Source organism: Flavivirga rizhaonensis, assembly GCF_004791695.1.
In the GTDB taxonomy this organism is placed as follows: domain Bacteria; phylum Bacteroidota; class Bacteroidia; order Flavobacteriales; family Flavobacteriaceae; genus Flavivirga; species Flavivirga rizhaonensis.
In genome coordinates this window covers 18,119-34,831 of sequence record NZ_SRSO01000019.1, presented here as the reverse complement: position 1 = coordinate 34,831, position 16,713 = coordinate 18,119, and the positions used below count along the sequence as shown (strand labels likewise).

The 16,713-nt window shown below is 33.6% G+C and carries 6 protein-coding genes; 1 reads left to right on the top strand and 5 read right to left on the bottom strand.

Features of this window, described 5'->3' with window-relative positions:
• Positions 1–102: 102 nt before the first annotated feature.
• The 5 genes from EM932_RS13530 to EM932_RS13510 all read right to left on the bottom strand — a co-directional run bounded on the left by EM932_RS13530 (position 103) and on the right by EM932_RS13510 (position 11,944).
• Positions 103–2,091 (bottom strand): FG-GAP-like repeat-containing protein, encoded by a 1,989-nt coding sequence (locus tag EM932_RS13530; RefSeq protein WP_135877726.1) that lies wholly within the window; start codon positions 2,089–2,091, stop codon positions 103–105.
• A 65-nt stretch (positions 2,092–2,156) separates the two neighbouring features.
• Entirely contained in the window at positions 2,157–5,492 is a 3,336-nt protein-coding gene (locus tag EM932_RS13525; protein ID WP_135877725.1) for a VCBS repeat-containing protein, read from the bottom strand.
• Between the two features lie 115 nt (positions 5,493–5,607).
• Positions 5,608–7,053, bottom strand: coding sequence for a PKD domain-containing protein (locus tag EM932_RS13520; RefSeq protein WP_135877724.1), 1,446 nt, complete (start codon positions 7,051–7,053; stop codon positions 5,608–5,610).
• A 35-nt stretch (positions 7,054–7,088) separates the two neighbouring features.
• A complete protein-coding gene (locus tag EM932_RS13515; protein WP_135877723.1) occupies positions 7,089–8,642 on the bottom strand; it encodes a RagB/SusD family nutrient uptake outer membrane protein in 1,554 nt (517 codons plus the stop codon).
• Between the two features lie 26 nt (positions 8,643–8,668).
• On the bottom strand, positions 8,669–11,944 hold the full coding sequence (locus tag EM932_RS13510) for a SusC/RagA family TonB-linked outer membrane protein (protein WP_135877722.1): 3,276 nt from the start codon (positions 11,942–11,944) through the stop codon (positions 8,669–8,671).
• A gap of 269 nt (positions 11,945–12,213) precedes the next feature.
• Here EM932_RS13510 and EM932_RS13505 point away from each other — a divergent pair, with 269 nt between their 5' ends.
• A complete protein-coding gene (locus tag EM932_RS13505; protein WP_135877721.1) occupies positions 12,214–16,404 on the top strand; it encodes a hybrid sensor histidine kinase/response regulator transcription factor in 4,191 nt (1,396 codons plus the stop codon).
• The last annotated feature ends 309 nt before the right edge of the window (positions 16,405–16,713 follow it).

The following is a 16,713-nucleotide window of genomic DNA, read 5'->3' as shown; positions in this document are numbered from 1 at the left end:
CTAAAATTGGATGGTAATTCGATTTTATCATAATTTTCAATGATAGTTATAACTAATTTTTAACCATTTACGGTGCTATATACTTTCCTCTAATTGAAAAAATCATGGAACAAGACCTTTAATATTATATTGCTTGTCTCCAATTTTAACAATAAAAAAATACACGCCTGAACTCCATATAAAATTGGTCAAATTATTTAGATTTAAAATGTGGTCGCCCCTCTGTTTCATACCACTGTAAAGCAATGTTGTCCTACCAACCAAATCAGAGGCAGTAATATCTACTTGACTTTCCTCAGCATTTACATGATATTTTAACAATGACTTTTTTGAAATAGGATTGGGGTAAAGCAACGCTTTTTGATTATTTGGGTCTGTATCAACATTTGCCTCTTTATCAATCAACAGCCTAGTTACAACCTGCAAACTATCCCTGCCTTGTTCATCCAAAACTATATGCTTATAAATACCTTCATTACTATAAACTTTACCACCAAGGTTTATATTTTCTCCTTCTTTGATAGTTATTATTTCATTTCTTAATTCAATCCAATTGCTTTTTCCTTGTATTATTTTTATAGAAATATCGGCAGGTATATTAGTGTAAACATCTTGTTCGCCACCAACCCAATCCACAATTAATTTATCTACAATAGTATTCTGCCCTAAGCCAAAATGCACCGAATTTGCATGACTAGACAAATAACTAGAGCCTCCATCTACTTCTCTAATGAGCTGTTCTCCATTCGTTATCATAGTAATACGACTACCATAACCATTATGATTACTGCTTACACCCTGTAATTTAACTTTCAAGTGATGTTTTTGATCTTGTAATACATTTTCATATAACAAGGTGTTTGCACCAGATCCTGTATCATTTGATACCACACCTAATAAAATATCCAAATCGCCATCATTATCTATATCTGCACAACTTAAACCTCTACAATTTTCTGGATTATCAACTTTAGTTTCTTCAGATATATCTTCAAAAAGACCATTACCCATGCCCCTGAAAAGCTTATTTTTTTGGTTTTGGGTGGTTAACTTGAAGATTTCGCCATTCGCCACAAATAAATCCAAATTCGTATCATTATCATAATCAAAAAATACGGTACCCCAACTTGTTCCGTCTAAAACTACCAAATCTTTATCCTTACTCACATCTTGATAAATCATACTATCAATATTCTCATAAAATGGATTAGCACCCATATTAGTGATATAGTAATCAAGATCTAAATCTTTATCATAATCTCCAATAGCGACTCCCATGGCATTAATTTGCGCATCTACTTGTGCCTCTTCACCTAATTTTCTAAAACCTTGTTGCGGATACTGATTGATGTAAAGCTCGTTAGGCTGAAACTTATAACCAAAATCATTGGCTACCACTATATCTAGATCTCCATCGGCATCACAGTCTGTAAAAGCAGTAGCTAACCCACAGCCGATATCGGCAACACCCATTTCTGTAGCAACTTCCTTAAATAAATTATTTCCTAAATTCTGATATAGAAAATTAGATTGTCCACCGCTAATGTTTAAATCAAATGGAGGGTTAACAAAATCTACATAATTTACCACGTAAATATCTAACAAGCCATCAAGATTAAAGTCCCCTAGTGTTGCAGAAGAACTCCAAGCTGTATGGGTAATACCAGCCAATTTGGATATATTGGAAAATGTACCATTACCATTATTCTCAAACAATAAATTTGGAGAATCTTCATTTGTAGTAATAAAAATATCATCATCGCCATCGTTATCAATGTCGCCAGCCGTAACCCCCATACTAACAACTCCAGACATGATTAATCCCGCCTCTGAAGATACATCAGTAAACGTTCCATCCCAGTTGTTTTTATAAAGTGCATTGCTAAATTCTCCTCCAATAACGAATATATCTTGATAGTTATCATTATTATAATCAATAAAGGCTACACCGCCACTCATTAATCGGTTATCATAGCAGAAAGTTGAGATACCTGCTGCTTCCGATATTTCCTTAAATTCTTGTGCATTTACAAAGCTCGTCCCGAAGGCTACGTAAAAAACAACATATACTATAACATATTTCTTTTTCATAATTCTTCGCTTTTCATCTTAAAAAATACGAACATTAAGTCCGTTACTATCTTTTTCGAATAACTCTAGTTATTGATTTGATAGTACTTGATTTCTGCATCATTAATAACAACAAACAGGCCTTTTGTTCCTAATGTACTATTCTCAATGAGTTGAATATCTTTTACATTAAAGGGTACAAAAAACCCACTCTCAAAAGGTTTGGTAACCTTAAAACTTCCATTTTCAACACCCAACATAAATAATCCTGGGGAAGCATCTGCCCTAGTTGTTTCTACTTCGGCGTTAAACTTATTTCCTGCTAAAAGGATGTCTATTACACCATCCTTATTAAAATCATTAGCTATAATACCATTAACGCTAGAGAATTGAGCTTCCATAGGTAAAAGCTTAATTACTAATTTTCCGCCATCATTTTCTAAAATTACACTTGCAAATAAATGCGCTTCATATTTCAAAGCCTCTTTGGTTTTTTCCTCGCCCAATATACTTTTTAGGTCAGACTTTGCGAATTGGTCATACGTTCTAAACTTATCGGTTAAACCTGGGATTTGTTGAGATGAACAATTAATCCCTCTTATAGGCACAATTTTATCTTTGTTGTATTTGGCAAGAAAAATATCGTTGGTTCCGTTACTGTCAAAATCATTGGCATACACGAAAAACGGTTTTTTTTCTGAAGCTTTAAATTTATAATTCAATCCAAGATTTCCAGCAATAAAATCGGTGTCTCCGTCTCCATCGTAATCAAATGGAATAATTTTATTCCACCAACCCGCTGTTTTGGATAAATTATATGCTTTTGTAACGTTTTTCCATGTAGCATTCTCCTTTTTAAAAACTGTTATAGGCATCCATTCTCCAACGATTATGAGTTCATTTGTTTTATCTCCATCAATATCAGACCAAGTTGCAGAGGTTACCATGCCTATATTTTTCAGCTCTGGAGCTATAGCTTTAGTAACATCTATAAATTTGCCATTATTATTTTCTAAGAGATAGGAATCTGGTGCTGCAGGATATTTATTAGGGATAACACGACCGCCGACAAACAAATCTAAATCTCCGTCTTTATCAAAATCCATAGGCACAACGCATGAGCCACTACTGGAAACATCAGGAATACTTTTAGATTTTGAATAGTTACCTTTTCCATTATTTATGTACAATCTATCCCGAAAATAATCTGGAATATTGGTCAATTCATTTCCACCACTAACAACATATAAATCTAGATCTTGATCGCCATCAGCATCAAAAAAAACCGACCCAACATCCTCATGTTTCTTATCTTTTAATAATTCGGCTTGTACTGTTTTCTCATATTCTCCATGTTTATTTTGAACATAAATAGCTCCAGCTTGTCCCATAGCGCCACCAACAAAAAAATCATCCAAACCATCTGCATTTACATCGCCTACCGAAATACATGGCCCACTTTGTGATAATTTATGCGGCAGTAGAATTTGGTCTTTGTAATCATCATAATCATTCTCTACATGTTTAAAAGGGATTTTTAATGCCTCTTTTGTTTTATCAACAAATAGAGTGTTTATATTATTCTGTGTTTTTATATGTTTTGAAGGGCTAGCCTTACTATATTCAACTGTAACTGTTTGATTCGGTTTTATTGCTTCTATTTCACTTACCTTACCATCGTTCCATTGCACTTGGATTTTATCAATCTTCTCTACTTTTCCTAAACCGAAATGCAAGATTGGTTCTACTGAAGACAAGTACCCTCTAACCGTTTTAAAATCTTGAAATTGTATTTGATTGCCATAAATAATTTTCACTTTAGCTCCCAGACCAGACCTATTTCCCGAAGGGCCATTAAGCTTTAATTTTACAAAATTATTTCCTAATTCGTTGGCCTTATTTTTATACAAAAAAGCTTCACCTTCTAAATTATTAATCACCAAATCTAAATCGCCATCATTATCCAAATCAGCTACTGCTGCACCATTTGAAAAACTTTCCTTATCTAATCCCCAATCTTTTGTTTTTTTAGAAAAGGTTAAATTTCCATTATTTTTATAAATGTAATTTGGTATTTTATTAGGTTTATACAAGTTGATTACATATCTAGCATTTTCTTCATTCGATCTCTTTTTTATAGTTTCGCTTCTCATATACCTATTAAAAAAAGCATCAACATCTCTATCCCAAACATCACGTCTGTAGCCATTGGTTACAAGCAAATCTCGGTAGCCATCATTATCAAAATCACTTCCTAAGCATGACCAACTCCAATCGGTCTTATCTATTCCTGCTAACTGCCCAATTTCACTATAAAAACCACTACCTTGATTAAGCTGTAATGTATTATGCATGTATTGCGTATGAAAACCGCTTGCTTTCAAACTCCTAGCTAAAGGAATATTCATAGAGGCCATTGTAGTTTTAGAACGATAATAATCCTCTGAGGTCATATCTAGCTCAACTATATCCTCTAAGCCATCATTATTAAAATCCACCACATCAATTCCCATGGCATAAAATGAAGTGTGATTTGTATAGTCTTTTATACTTTCTTTGAATTTATTATTGCCTTGATTGATGTATAGATAATCGTTCTCTAAATAATCGTTTGAAACCAATATATCGACTAATCCATCACTATTTATATCTGTAGTTGAAAGCCCCAAACCAAAAGAAAAGTTATTTCTTATACCAGCTTGAAGACCAATTTCTTTAAATTTCCCACCTTCATTAAGAAACAATTTATCTCTGTATAAATTATCTTCTTTAGCTTTTCCTTTAAGGACTTTTTTATAGTCCAGAAAAAACTCGTCGGGCCTGTTAATTAGATACATATCCAAATCGTTATCATTATCCATATCGAAAAATGATGCCATTACAGAGTACCCATTATCGTTTAAACCAAATTCCTTACCGCGTTCACTAAACGTTAAATCTCCATTATTGATAAATAAACTATTCCTTCTATTTTTTGTATCAGATTTTGGTCCACCCTTACTAATATATAAATCCAATAGACCGTCTCCATTCACATCAGCCATAACAACACCGTTACACCAGCCATCATCATCACCTACTCCTGCTTTTTCGGTTATGTCTTCAAACTTAAAATTGCCTTTATTTAAATATAGTCGATTTTTGACTTCATTTCCCGTGAAATAGATATCTGACAAACCATCATTATTGATATCACCAATAGCTACGCCACCGCCATTATAAACATTCTGAAATATGGCGAAAAAGTTGGTATAGTTCTCTTCAACATGATTATTGAAGCTTACATTACTATGAGAAGTCTCAATAAGTTCGAATAATTTTATGTTGCTTTCGCCAAGTTTATCAACCGCAATAGGTGCATCCGCTTTTTTTGAGGTGCACGAAACAATAAGCCCAAAAAGGAAGAAATAAACTATTTTCATAAAAATAAAATTACATAATGACTAAGATAAAAAAGCCCATTTGATAAAATAAATGGGCTTTTTTCAACTAAAACTAACTCTAAATAAAAATACTAATTAACTTCTAAAAAATCCACTAATCTGCATTATAAAGTTTAATGTCATCAACCCAAACTGTATAATCTTCAGTAGCCCTCAACTGTTGGTAATAATATCTAGGCAAAGCATCAACCACTTCAAAATCAAAAGTATATAACGCCCATTCAGTTGTTAGAAAAACATTACCAACATCGGCTTGAGCCCAACCATCCGCAAGCGTACCAATAGTTAACCTTTTTCCAGCAATGGTACTTTTAGCCCAAACTTGAACTTGATATTTGCCATCTGGAAGCACATCGTCTGCTGTAGACCAACCTTTAGCTTCGACACCCCATCCTTCAAATCCAACATCATTGAATAACCTTATTTCTAAAGACTTATCTCCCGAAGCAGATTCTGTATCAACTACAACATAATCGTCTCTGTTGGCAGTTCCATTCCATGCGCCCCATCCAGCAGGAAAAACTCCAGCATCATCATTTTCAAAACCACTGTATGCAACGCCATCTCTAGTACCAAAGAGGTTAATTAAATTGTTTGTAATAGGCAAACCTGAAATACCTCCTAAAATGGCTGAACCATCATCGCTTAACAAGTTTCCATTGTAATTCAACTTGATATTAGCATCACCTTCTTTTATACTATTCTCAAGAGTAAGAATAATCTTTGTGGCATCTCCAGCAGCCAAAGCAGCAGCAGATATTTCGTAATCTTGACCATCTACCGTCAAAGTGAATGAGTCTTTAGCACTAGCATCAAAAGCTGCTACATCCTTATCATAAGTTAAATGAATTTCTTTTCCAACGCTTGAAAGTTTTGAGGCTACGGGATTAATCACATCAACATCAACAATATTGATTAAATCTGGCATTGTAATCGTCATACTATCCGGTGGAAAACTTCTCACAACTTTTAATGTAACATCAAACTTACCTACATTGGTATATACCACACTTGGTTCTTCTACTGTACTTGTAACAGGATCTCCACCTTCAAAAATCCATTCAAACCTATCAAAATCCTGGTCTTCCAAATTCTGATTTAAACTTTCAGATAAGTTTATAAAATTAATAGTGCTTCCAAATTTTGCTGTTGTTTTATCTGGCGAAAAGGCAGCCGTAACTTGTTTCCAAATTTGAACATTAAATCTTCTATCAAATGTTTTTCCAGCGTTATCTGTTACTTGAATATCAACTGGATAAGTTCCATAATTAGGATAGGTCACGGCGACTTCTTGTTGATCTGAATTAACAATAGATGCTCCTTCAAATGTCCATAATCTACTAGTTACAGAGGTAGAAGAATCGATAAATGTTATCTGGTTTCCCTCAGTTGTTACACGGGGTTTCGCAGAAGGTTTAAATGTAATTTCTCGACTAAAAAATGAATCACTTTCACTTTCACAACTAATAGATAAAATCAGTAGCAAAGACATTATTGTCATTGACAATATCCCTTTATATTTTGTTTTATATAGTTTCATAATATTTTGTTTTTTAATTAAATAACCTTTGCAGTTTAATCTTCTAGACCAGTATTCTGTTTTAGCTTAGGATTTCTATCTAAGGCTTGTTGTGGAATCGGCCATCTTAACTTAGCTGGCGTCCAGTTTGGTGCTGGATTTGGAAATGCTGCACCTATATCTACGTTAATACCTAATATGACTTCTTCCATTTTACCAAAACGAATAAGGTCTGCTTTTCTCCATCCTTCAAGGAACCCTTCCAATCTACGCTCATTTAAAATGGCATCTGTAATCTCTTCATTACTCAGACTTGCAAAATCAACTGGTGTTGCATTTACTCTTGCTCGTAACCTGTTAACCGTTTGCTCCCATACTGCGACAGTTAATTTACCCTGACCATGTAATGCTTCAGCGTATGAAAGTAATACATCTGCATATCTTATAAATGGGTTATCAAAAGGCGTATCACTTGTATAGTTGTTTGGTTTTTCAGCATGCCACTTCCAACCATACATATTTGCAGGATTGGTTGTTCTCACTACATCGGGATCGTCTGAAAAAGCTTCTTCTGGAGTATAATCATTCGCATTGTGATAAGCAATGTTATTCCATCTTCTAATATCTTGTCTTTCATAGGCTGCTTCTGTTTCTGGATTCACAAAATGCGATCCCCAACCGGCTCCATTCTCTAAACTTCCTGCGGGTCCAGCAAAACTGCTTAGTTGACCACCAGATTGAAGACCTGGGCCATCCATACCCCAAGCAAAAACAATTTCTTCACTTTGCTCATGGTCTAAATCAAAAACCCAGTTATATTCTTCTAATAAATTATAAATACTACTATCAATAACTTCTTGTAATTGTACTTCAGCTAGAGCAAAGTTAGATGCATCATTTATAGGATATCCTGTCATTTGCAAATACACCTTACCTAAGAGAGCCTGTGCAGCACCTTTAGTTGCACGTCCTCCACCTTGACCTACTTCCAAGACCGTTATTGCTTCTTGTAAATCTTTTATAACTTGTTCATAGATCTTGTCTGGAGTAGTTTGCTCCACTTCAATATTATCTAAATCTGTAGTTTCTTCGACAACCAAGGGGATATTTTCCCAAACTTGAACTGCCCAAAAGTACAAGGCACTTCTTAAAAACTTAGCTTCGGCAATAACTCTATTTCTTTGATCAGGATCAATCGCGGCATCAGGCATATTACCTACCCTTCCAATGACACTATTACACTGATTAATGGCTTTATAGGTTTTAGACCAATGGCTATATATAGTTGGTGCTTGGGGAGATATAATGTGTTGATGAAACTCGCCATAAACTCTTTCCCAAACAAATGGAACTAGTTCATCTGTTCCATAAATACCCCAGTGATTAGCCAAACCTGTTCCTCCTAAACTGTTTTGGGATCCATGACTTAAGTTATCTCTGGTTAGGTCGTAAGCACCATTTAAATACAACTCCGCAGATTTAATATCTGTTAAAAGCAAATCAGGATTTGCAAATGTGGTTGGTTTCTCTGTTATGAAACTTTCGTCTGTACATGATCCAATTACTAATGTTAATGTTAGTATCGTGGATAAAACTATTATTTTTTTCATTTTATTTCGTTTTAGCAATTTTATTATTAAAAACCTACCTGAACTCCAACTCTAAATTGACGTGATCTAGGATAAGAGTCTATATCTTGCCCTGGTGTAAGTTGGTTGCCACCTACACTAACATCTGGATCGTAACCTGTATAATTTGAAATCAAGAATAAGTTATCGCCTGCTGCATAAAGCCTTAAATTTCTCAAACCAATCCTGTCCAAAACATCTTTTGGGAAATTATAGCCTAAAGTAACATTAGCCATTCTTAAATAGCTTCCATCTTCTATTTGGGTAGAATTAGCTGCAAAACCCAAATCACCATCAGTATCTCCTAACACAGACATAATATCACTTGTAGGATTTTCTGGTGTCCATCTATCTCTTATCCAACCTAATTTATTAAAATGTGGTATAGATTGAGCACCGCCTTTTTGTCTATTTTTATTATATACCTCGTTACCGTAAGACCAATTCATTACAACGCCAAGGTCAAAATTCTTATATTTAAAATTATTCGTAATACCGCCGTAATGATCAGGCTGTGTATTTCCAAGAATTTGCCTGTCTTCTGCATTAACTACTCCGTCACCATTATTATCAACAAATTTAGGCATACCTGGTCTGTACTTATCATACAACCCTGTTTGAACTATACCATCCTTTAAAGTATAGAACTGAGAAAACCAGCCATTTACACCACCGTTTGCATACATCAAATCAGCTGCCTCCTGATTAGATAGACCATCAAACTCCTCGAAATCTTCATAGGAATATACGCCGTCTCGTTGATATCCAAAAAACGATCCTAATGGTTCACCTTCTCTTAAAATGAAGTCGGAGGTTGCTTTATTTCCGAAGCCATTGAAAAACAATTCCTCAGTAGTTACCAAATCATCAACCGTGTTTCTATTAAAACTGATATTAAAATTGGTAGTCCACTTAAAATCATCTTTATCTATATTTATTGTATTCAAAGTAAATTCGAATCCTTTATTAGACATCGCTCCTGCATTTTCAATAGAACCAGTAAAACCAGAGGTTTCTGGAATTGGCTTAAATAATAAGAGACCATCCGTTTTCTTTATATAATACGTTGCATCTACAGATATTCTATTATCAAAAAGGCCAAACGAGACACCAAAATCTGTTTGCTTTGTTGTTTCCCATGTTAAATTATCTTGTTGCAATCTATCTAAAATGGCACCAGCTTGTAAATCGCTACCACCAAAAATGTAAGGTCTATAAACAGCGGCAGCTAATACAGAGTAACTAGCAATGGAATTATTACCTGTTTCTCCATAAGTTGCCCTCAATTTTAGATCACTCAAAGCTTCTATGCCAGACATAAATGGTTCTTCGCTAACTCTCCACGCTATTGCTGCTGAAGGGAAAAAACCCCATTTCTGAGCAAAGTTGGAAGACCCGTCATAACGACCACTTAAAGTAAGCAAATATCTGTCTTTAAATTTGTAATTAACACGTCCTAAATAGGATATGATACTTCTTTCATCTCTACTACTAACTGTTTTATTGGAAACTGCAGCTGACTCAAGTGCATCCAAATTTACTCCTGGCAAATTGAAACCATTAGAACTAACCCTTAAACTCTCATTCTCATTAAATTGGCGTTCATGAACAGCGGTTGCGATAATATTATGATCTCCGAAAGTCTTATTATACGTTAAGTTAAAATCACCAATTATATTGGTACCCTGATTATGTTGATAAAATGCTCTACCTCCAGCACTTAAACCCCAACCGTATTGCTCAGAGTAATACGCTTTACCTCTACTAGAATAAATACTACCTCCAATGGTAGCTTTAGCAGTTAACCCATCCATAACTTTATAAGATAGATACGTCTGGGCAAAGGTTTGGAAATCTCTTCGAAGATTACTATCTCCAAATAATGTTATAGTTGGATTAACGACATCTCCATTTCTTAAAGATACCACTCTACCCCTATCATCAAATTGGGCACCTTCTACAAATTCAGCATTGTAAGGTCCTTGCACAGGAGCGTATAGAAGGGCACCAGTAAGCAAACCGTTTTGTCCTCCTCCATCTGAACTAGATGCAGAAACCACACCACTATTCTTAGTAAAACCAGCATTTATTGAAATACCTGCCTTTAATTTATCAGAAATGGTTTGATCTACTCTCAAATTTGTTGAAAATCTTTCAAAATCAGAATTCTCTACAATACCATTTTGATTTAAGTAACCAACAGCACCATTGTATTTGGTTTTCTCATTACCACCATTAAAACTCAGTCTATAACTATTAATTGTTGCAGGTCTTAAAACCTCATCTAACCAATTAGATACTATTACCCTATTATCATTGGGAGCATAAGGATTACCAAACTCATCCCTAAATGTATCTATTCCTGCGTCTGATGGATCTGCATCAGGATTATAAGGAGAGAATTCGTTTCTCCAATCAATAAATTCTTGAGGAGTCAATACATCAATACCCCTAACTACATTAGAAAATCCTGTAAAAGTTTCGAAGTTTAATTCTGATTTTCCGGCCTTACCTCTTTTGGTTGTAATAATTATAACACCATTAGCACCTCGCGCTCCATAAATTGCAGTGGCAGAGGCATCCTTTAAAACTTCAATGGATTCAATATCTGCTGGGTCTATAGAATTTAAAGGACTCGAAAAACTATTTCCAAGACCAAGACTTGAAGAATTACCCGATCCTAATAATTGAAAACCATCAATAACATAAAGTGGATCGCTACTTGCATTTATAGATGTTCCTCCACGAATTCTTATTTTGGCGGCCGCCCCAGGCTGACCTGAAGAGGTTGTTACCTGCACACCCGGTGCTTTAGCAACAAGTCCCTGTTCAAAAGATACCGCCTGAACTGGGTTTAAATCTTCCGCTTTAAGCGATACAACCGAGCCTGTAAGATCTTTTCTTTTAACCTCACCGTAACCAATAACAACAACCTCATCTAATTGCTCAGTATCAACTATTAAGACAATATTAATTGTAGATTGATTACCAACTACAGCAATCTGGTCTTTAAAACCTATATAGGTAAAAACCAATACTGCGTCCTGTTTTGTAACATTAATTGAATAGTTTCCATCAAAATCTGATACAGCTCCGTTGTTGGTCCCCTGAACAACAATGGAAACACCAGGAAGCGGCATTCCATCTTCTTTAGAGGTTATTTTCCCCGTTACTGTTGTTTGTGCAAGTACGTGACCTTGCAGTACAAAAATAAATAATGTTAAGATGCTTTTTAAATATAAAGCCTTCACATTATCTAATAAAATAGGTATAACATGTTTCATAAAATTTAGTTTAATTGTTAATTTAGTTTATAACACATAAAATTATACTAATCGAACAGAAACTCGCCACATGAAATGCTGGCATAAAGAATGGGGAAATAAATCATGAAGGGTATTTTAGCACAAAAAGCAATGGTAAATGTATTGATTTAATTCCTGTACCATGATTTTCCTATATATACTGTACATTTATTTTGATTTATTGATTATTATGAGAGAGTTTTTACTTCAAGAAAAAATTAATATAATTTTAAGATATTTGTTGTGATATGCCAAAAAGACTTACTTTAAAATTATTTTTTATTCAGATATTTTTCCTTTGTTCTGTTTTTTTTGCTAAATCTCAAGATTTTAGCAATGACTTTGATAAACTTAATACTAGAAACGGACTTTCACAAAGTGATGTCCGAGCTATTTACCAAGACAGTATAGGTTATATTTGGATTGGTACTTATGACGGACTAAATAGATATGATGGATATTCAATTAAAACGTTTCGAAGAATACTGAGTAACCCGAACTCTCTTAGAAGTAATTTGATAAGTTGTATTACCGAAGACTCTTATGGAAATATATGGATAGGAACTGACGATCAGGGCCTATCTATGTATGAAAGAAGTACAGGGAACTTTTTTCATTACAGAAATACATTAAATACTCCCAACTTCCTATCGGACAATGTAATTACAGCTTTAGCTATTGATAGCAATGGATTTATTTGGGCAGGCACCCCTAATGGCTTAAACAAGTTATCTGTAAATTATAAAACAGGAAAAGCCGAAAATCAAATTTTTAAAAAAAATGAAGATCGCTATGGAGCACTGAATAGTGAACGTATATCTTGCTTATTTATTGATGAACATGGAAACATATGGATAGGAACATCTGCTGGGCTTTCTAGATATATCGATAGCAGTAGTAATAATAAAGGGCAGTTTCAAAATTACCAAACTAATCCAAGAAGTCAAGTTACTTCAATACAAGAGACATCAAATAGCTTAATTATAGGAGGACATAATCTTTATGATTTAAAAAAAGAAGATATTAATAAAGCCAATGCTCAGTTTAATTATTTAGGGCCTATACATGCTTATAAAATTTTAGCCTATGATGATCAAACCATTTGGTGCGCTACTAGTGAAGGTGTTGTAATTGCTTCTTATGACAATCATAAAACAGAGAAAATTAAACATTTTACTAACCGATGGGGAGATACTGGAAGTTTAAGTAATGATAATGTGCTTTCTCTTACCAAAGACTCTTCAGGCATTGTTTGGATTGGAACCAATGGCGGCGGTGTCAATATATATAAACCAAACAAAAAAAACTTTAAACATTTCCGACGTAACGAAAACAAAGGAAGTCTTTGTAGAAATAAGATTCGTTCCATATTTGAAGACTCTGAAGGCAACCTATGGATTGGTACTGATGGAGGTGAAAGTTTAAATTATTTATCATCAGAAGATGCAAATAACTACGAATCTGGTTTTAAAAGGATTAAAGCACCAACCTCAGATGGAATTCAAAGTCAAGTGTTTACCATTAATGAACTAAATTCTGGAAATGAATCAACAATCCTCCTCGGAATTGGTTATCCAAGTAATTTTATATATGGTAAAAAAAATCAGATACTTAAGGGAAACTTTATTTCAGGAAAAAATACAATGCAACCTACTGAGCAAGTCTATACCTCTTTAGTTGAAAATAACAATATAGTTTGGCTTGGAACTTATCATAGCGGACTCTATAGGTACGAAGTCGATGAAAATGGAAGAGTATTAAAAGAAACAAACTTTAAACATGAATTAGATAATCCTGAATCAATTTCGTCAAATATAATAAGAAGCCTAAAGCAAGACCAGAATGGGAATATTTGGATTGGAACTGCCAACGGACTAAATAAGCTGTCTTCTGAAGAAAAAATAAAACCAAGCCCAAATTTTATTAAATATTTTCATGACGAAAACGATGAATACTCTATAAGCCATAATTACATCCTACCAATTTTTGTTTCGTCCAAAGGTCAAATATGGGTTGGTACTTTAGGTGGTGGACTCAATAAAGTTATAACCTCATCAGGCTCAACAAAAGATCATTTTTTATCATATAACACTTTAGACGGGTTACCAAACAACGTAATAAAAGCTATACTTGAAGATGACAATAATAATCTTTGGTGCTCTACCAACAAGGGACTGACAAGATTTTCACCTGAAAAACTTGAGTTCCAAAATTTTGGATTAGAAGACGGTTTACAAGATATGGAGTTTACCGAGCTTGCCGCTCTTAAGAGAGCATCTGGTGAAATGCTTTTTGGTGGTATTAACGGATTTAATGCTTTTTATCCCAAAGAAATATTATCAGACAGTTTTGATGTTAATTTAGTATTTGAAAATTTACAAATTTTAAATGAAACTGTAAAAATTGGAGATACATTGAATGGTCGGGTTATTTTACCCCTAAATATCAATGAGATTGACGAGCTAAAACTAAAGCACAAAGAACGCAGTTTTTCTATTGGCTTTTCCACCTTACATTATGCAGCACCACTTCAAAACAAATATGCTTATAAACTTGAAGGTTTTGATTCAGATTGGATATATACATCCGCATTGAATCGAATTGCTAAATACACCAATCTTTCTCCTGGGAAATACAAATTTAAAGTTAAAGCTTCTAATAGCAATGGGCATTGGAGCAGCAATGAACTTTTATTAGGTATATATGTGGAACCACCATGGTGGTCTTCAAAATGGGCTCTTCTTATTTATACAATTGTTTTTTTAGGTGGTTTATGGTTATTTAGAAAATTTACTATCATAAAAACAACTAAAAAGAATGAATATGTGTTAGAAGCCATGGAAAAACAAAAACTGGAAGAATTGAGCCAACTTAAGTTAACATTTTTTACAAATATTTCTCATGAATTTCGTACACCACTAACCTTAATCATTGGGTTTATTGAAAGACTACAAACATTTTCCGCAACATTACCAGAACTGGACAGACAAAAATACTATGATAAAATTTTCAAAAATTCCAAAATTTTGTTAAAACTAATCAATCAGTTAATCGGATTTAGAAAACTTGAACATGGTAAATTGAAATTAAAAGTCTCTTATAATGACCTAACTAATTTCATCATACTATTAAGTGAAAATTTTAATGAAGTTGCGAATAGAAAAAAAATTATATTTAATGTTCACCATGAGCAGGAAATAATCACATGGTTTGATGCTGAAATTATAGAACGTGTTCTGTTCAACTTATTATCAAATGCCTTTAAATTCACACCAATAAGTGGTAAAATAAGTGTAAATCTACGGTCTGATAATGAATATGCCTACATAGAAGTTGAAGATAGTGGAAAGGGTATTCCAAATGAAATTCAAGAACATATTTTTGAAAGATTCTCAAATACAAACTCAGAAGGTAAATTTGGTTCTGGCATAGGTTTATCTTTTATAAAAAACCTTATAGAAATGCATCACGGAAGTATTTCTTTTAAATCAGCAGAAGGTATCGGGTCTACTTTTAAAGTTATATTACCCATGGATAAAAGCACATACAGTTATGATGAAATATCAGAAGAAGATATAACCCTTGATGGTAAATTGAAAAATCAGCATTGGCTCTTACCTGCTGTTGAGATTGATGAAATTGAAAATAAAGATACCGCCAACACTAAATTTCAAAGTATACTCCTTGTGGAAGACAATAAAGATATACTCTATTTTTTGGAGGAGACCTTTAAAACTCAATTTAACATATATAAAGCTGAAGAAGGACAGCAGGCTTTTGATATATGTCTCGATAATAATATTGATTTAGTAATAAGTGATATTATGATGGAAGGTATGGACGGTTATTCATTTTGCAAAAAACTGAAATCTGATGACCGAATTAATCACATACCTATTATCTTACTTACGGCAAAAAATACTCCAGAAAGTAAAATTAAGGGGTATTCGTTAGGCGCAGAGGCATATGTTTCTAAACCTTTTAGTTTAAAAGAACTAGAGGCTCGTGTTGAGGCTTTATTAGAATCAAGAAATAACATCATTAGAAAATTTAAAAATGAAATAGAAATTTCGCCTGCAGAAGTTGGCCTAACAAGTATTGACGAAAGATTTATCAATAGAGTAATGGTTTGTATTGAAAATAACATGTCAAACTCAGATTTTACAGTGGAAATGTTAGCGCGCGAGTGTGGATTAGGACGTATGGAACTTAATAAAAAACTTAAAGCTCTAGTAGGATTTACCACAAATGCATTCATTCGAAATATAAGAATAAAACGTGCGGCTCAATTACTTAAACGCAATATGCATTCAGTTTCTGAAATTATGTATGAAGTCGGATTTAATGATGCTCAATATTTCAGGGAGGCTTTCAAAAAACAGATTGGTTTAACACCTTCTTCTTATAAAAAGCGTGAGGCAGAACAAAAAGAAACTTAGTAGGATTAATCAATTAATTAGATAAAAAATTGAAACAAAAAGCATTTGCTTTAATAACAGTCCTAATATAATGCATTAGAAATAAATTTGCTCTTATTTCATCTAAAATATCAAAAATAAAAGCATAAGTTTTAAATTTAAGGTAGATAAGTTTAATTATGTGATATAATTGATCAATTTTGAAAAGGATAGAATTCATAATTTTGAAAATGAAATAACACTAAGTTATAACCCTACTTAAATCATTCATAAAAACCTAAAATACAAATCGTATAAAGTATAATAGACTCTATAAACTTAGGAACCAAA

Bases quoted from the DNA above. Each gene is read 5' to 3' on its own strand.
- EM932_RS13520 (WP_135877724.1), bottom strand. From the start codon at position 7,053: ATGAAACTATATAAAACAAAATATAAAGGGATATTGTCAATGACAATA.
- EM932_RS13515 (WP_135877723.1), bottom strand. From the start codon at position 8,642: ATGAAAAAAATAATAGTTTTATCCACGATACTAACATTAACATTAGTA.
- EM932_RS13510 (WP_135877722.1), bottom strand. From the start codon at position 11,944: ATGAAACATGTTATACCTATTTTATTAGATAATGTGAAGGCTTTATAT.
- EM932_RS13530 (WP_135877726.1), bottom strand. From the start codon at position 2,091: ATGAAAAAGAAATATGTTATAGTATATGTTGTTTTTTACGTAGCCTTC.
- EM932_RS13505 (WP_135877721.1), top strand. From the start codon at position 12,214: ATGCCAAAAAGACTTACTTTAAAATTATTTTTTATTCAGATATTTTTC.
- EM932_RS13525 (WP_135877725.1), bottom strand. From the start codon at position 5,492: ATGAAAATAGTTTATTTCTTCCTTTTTGGGCTTATTGTTTCGTGCACC.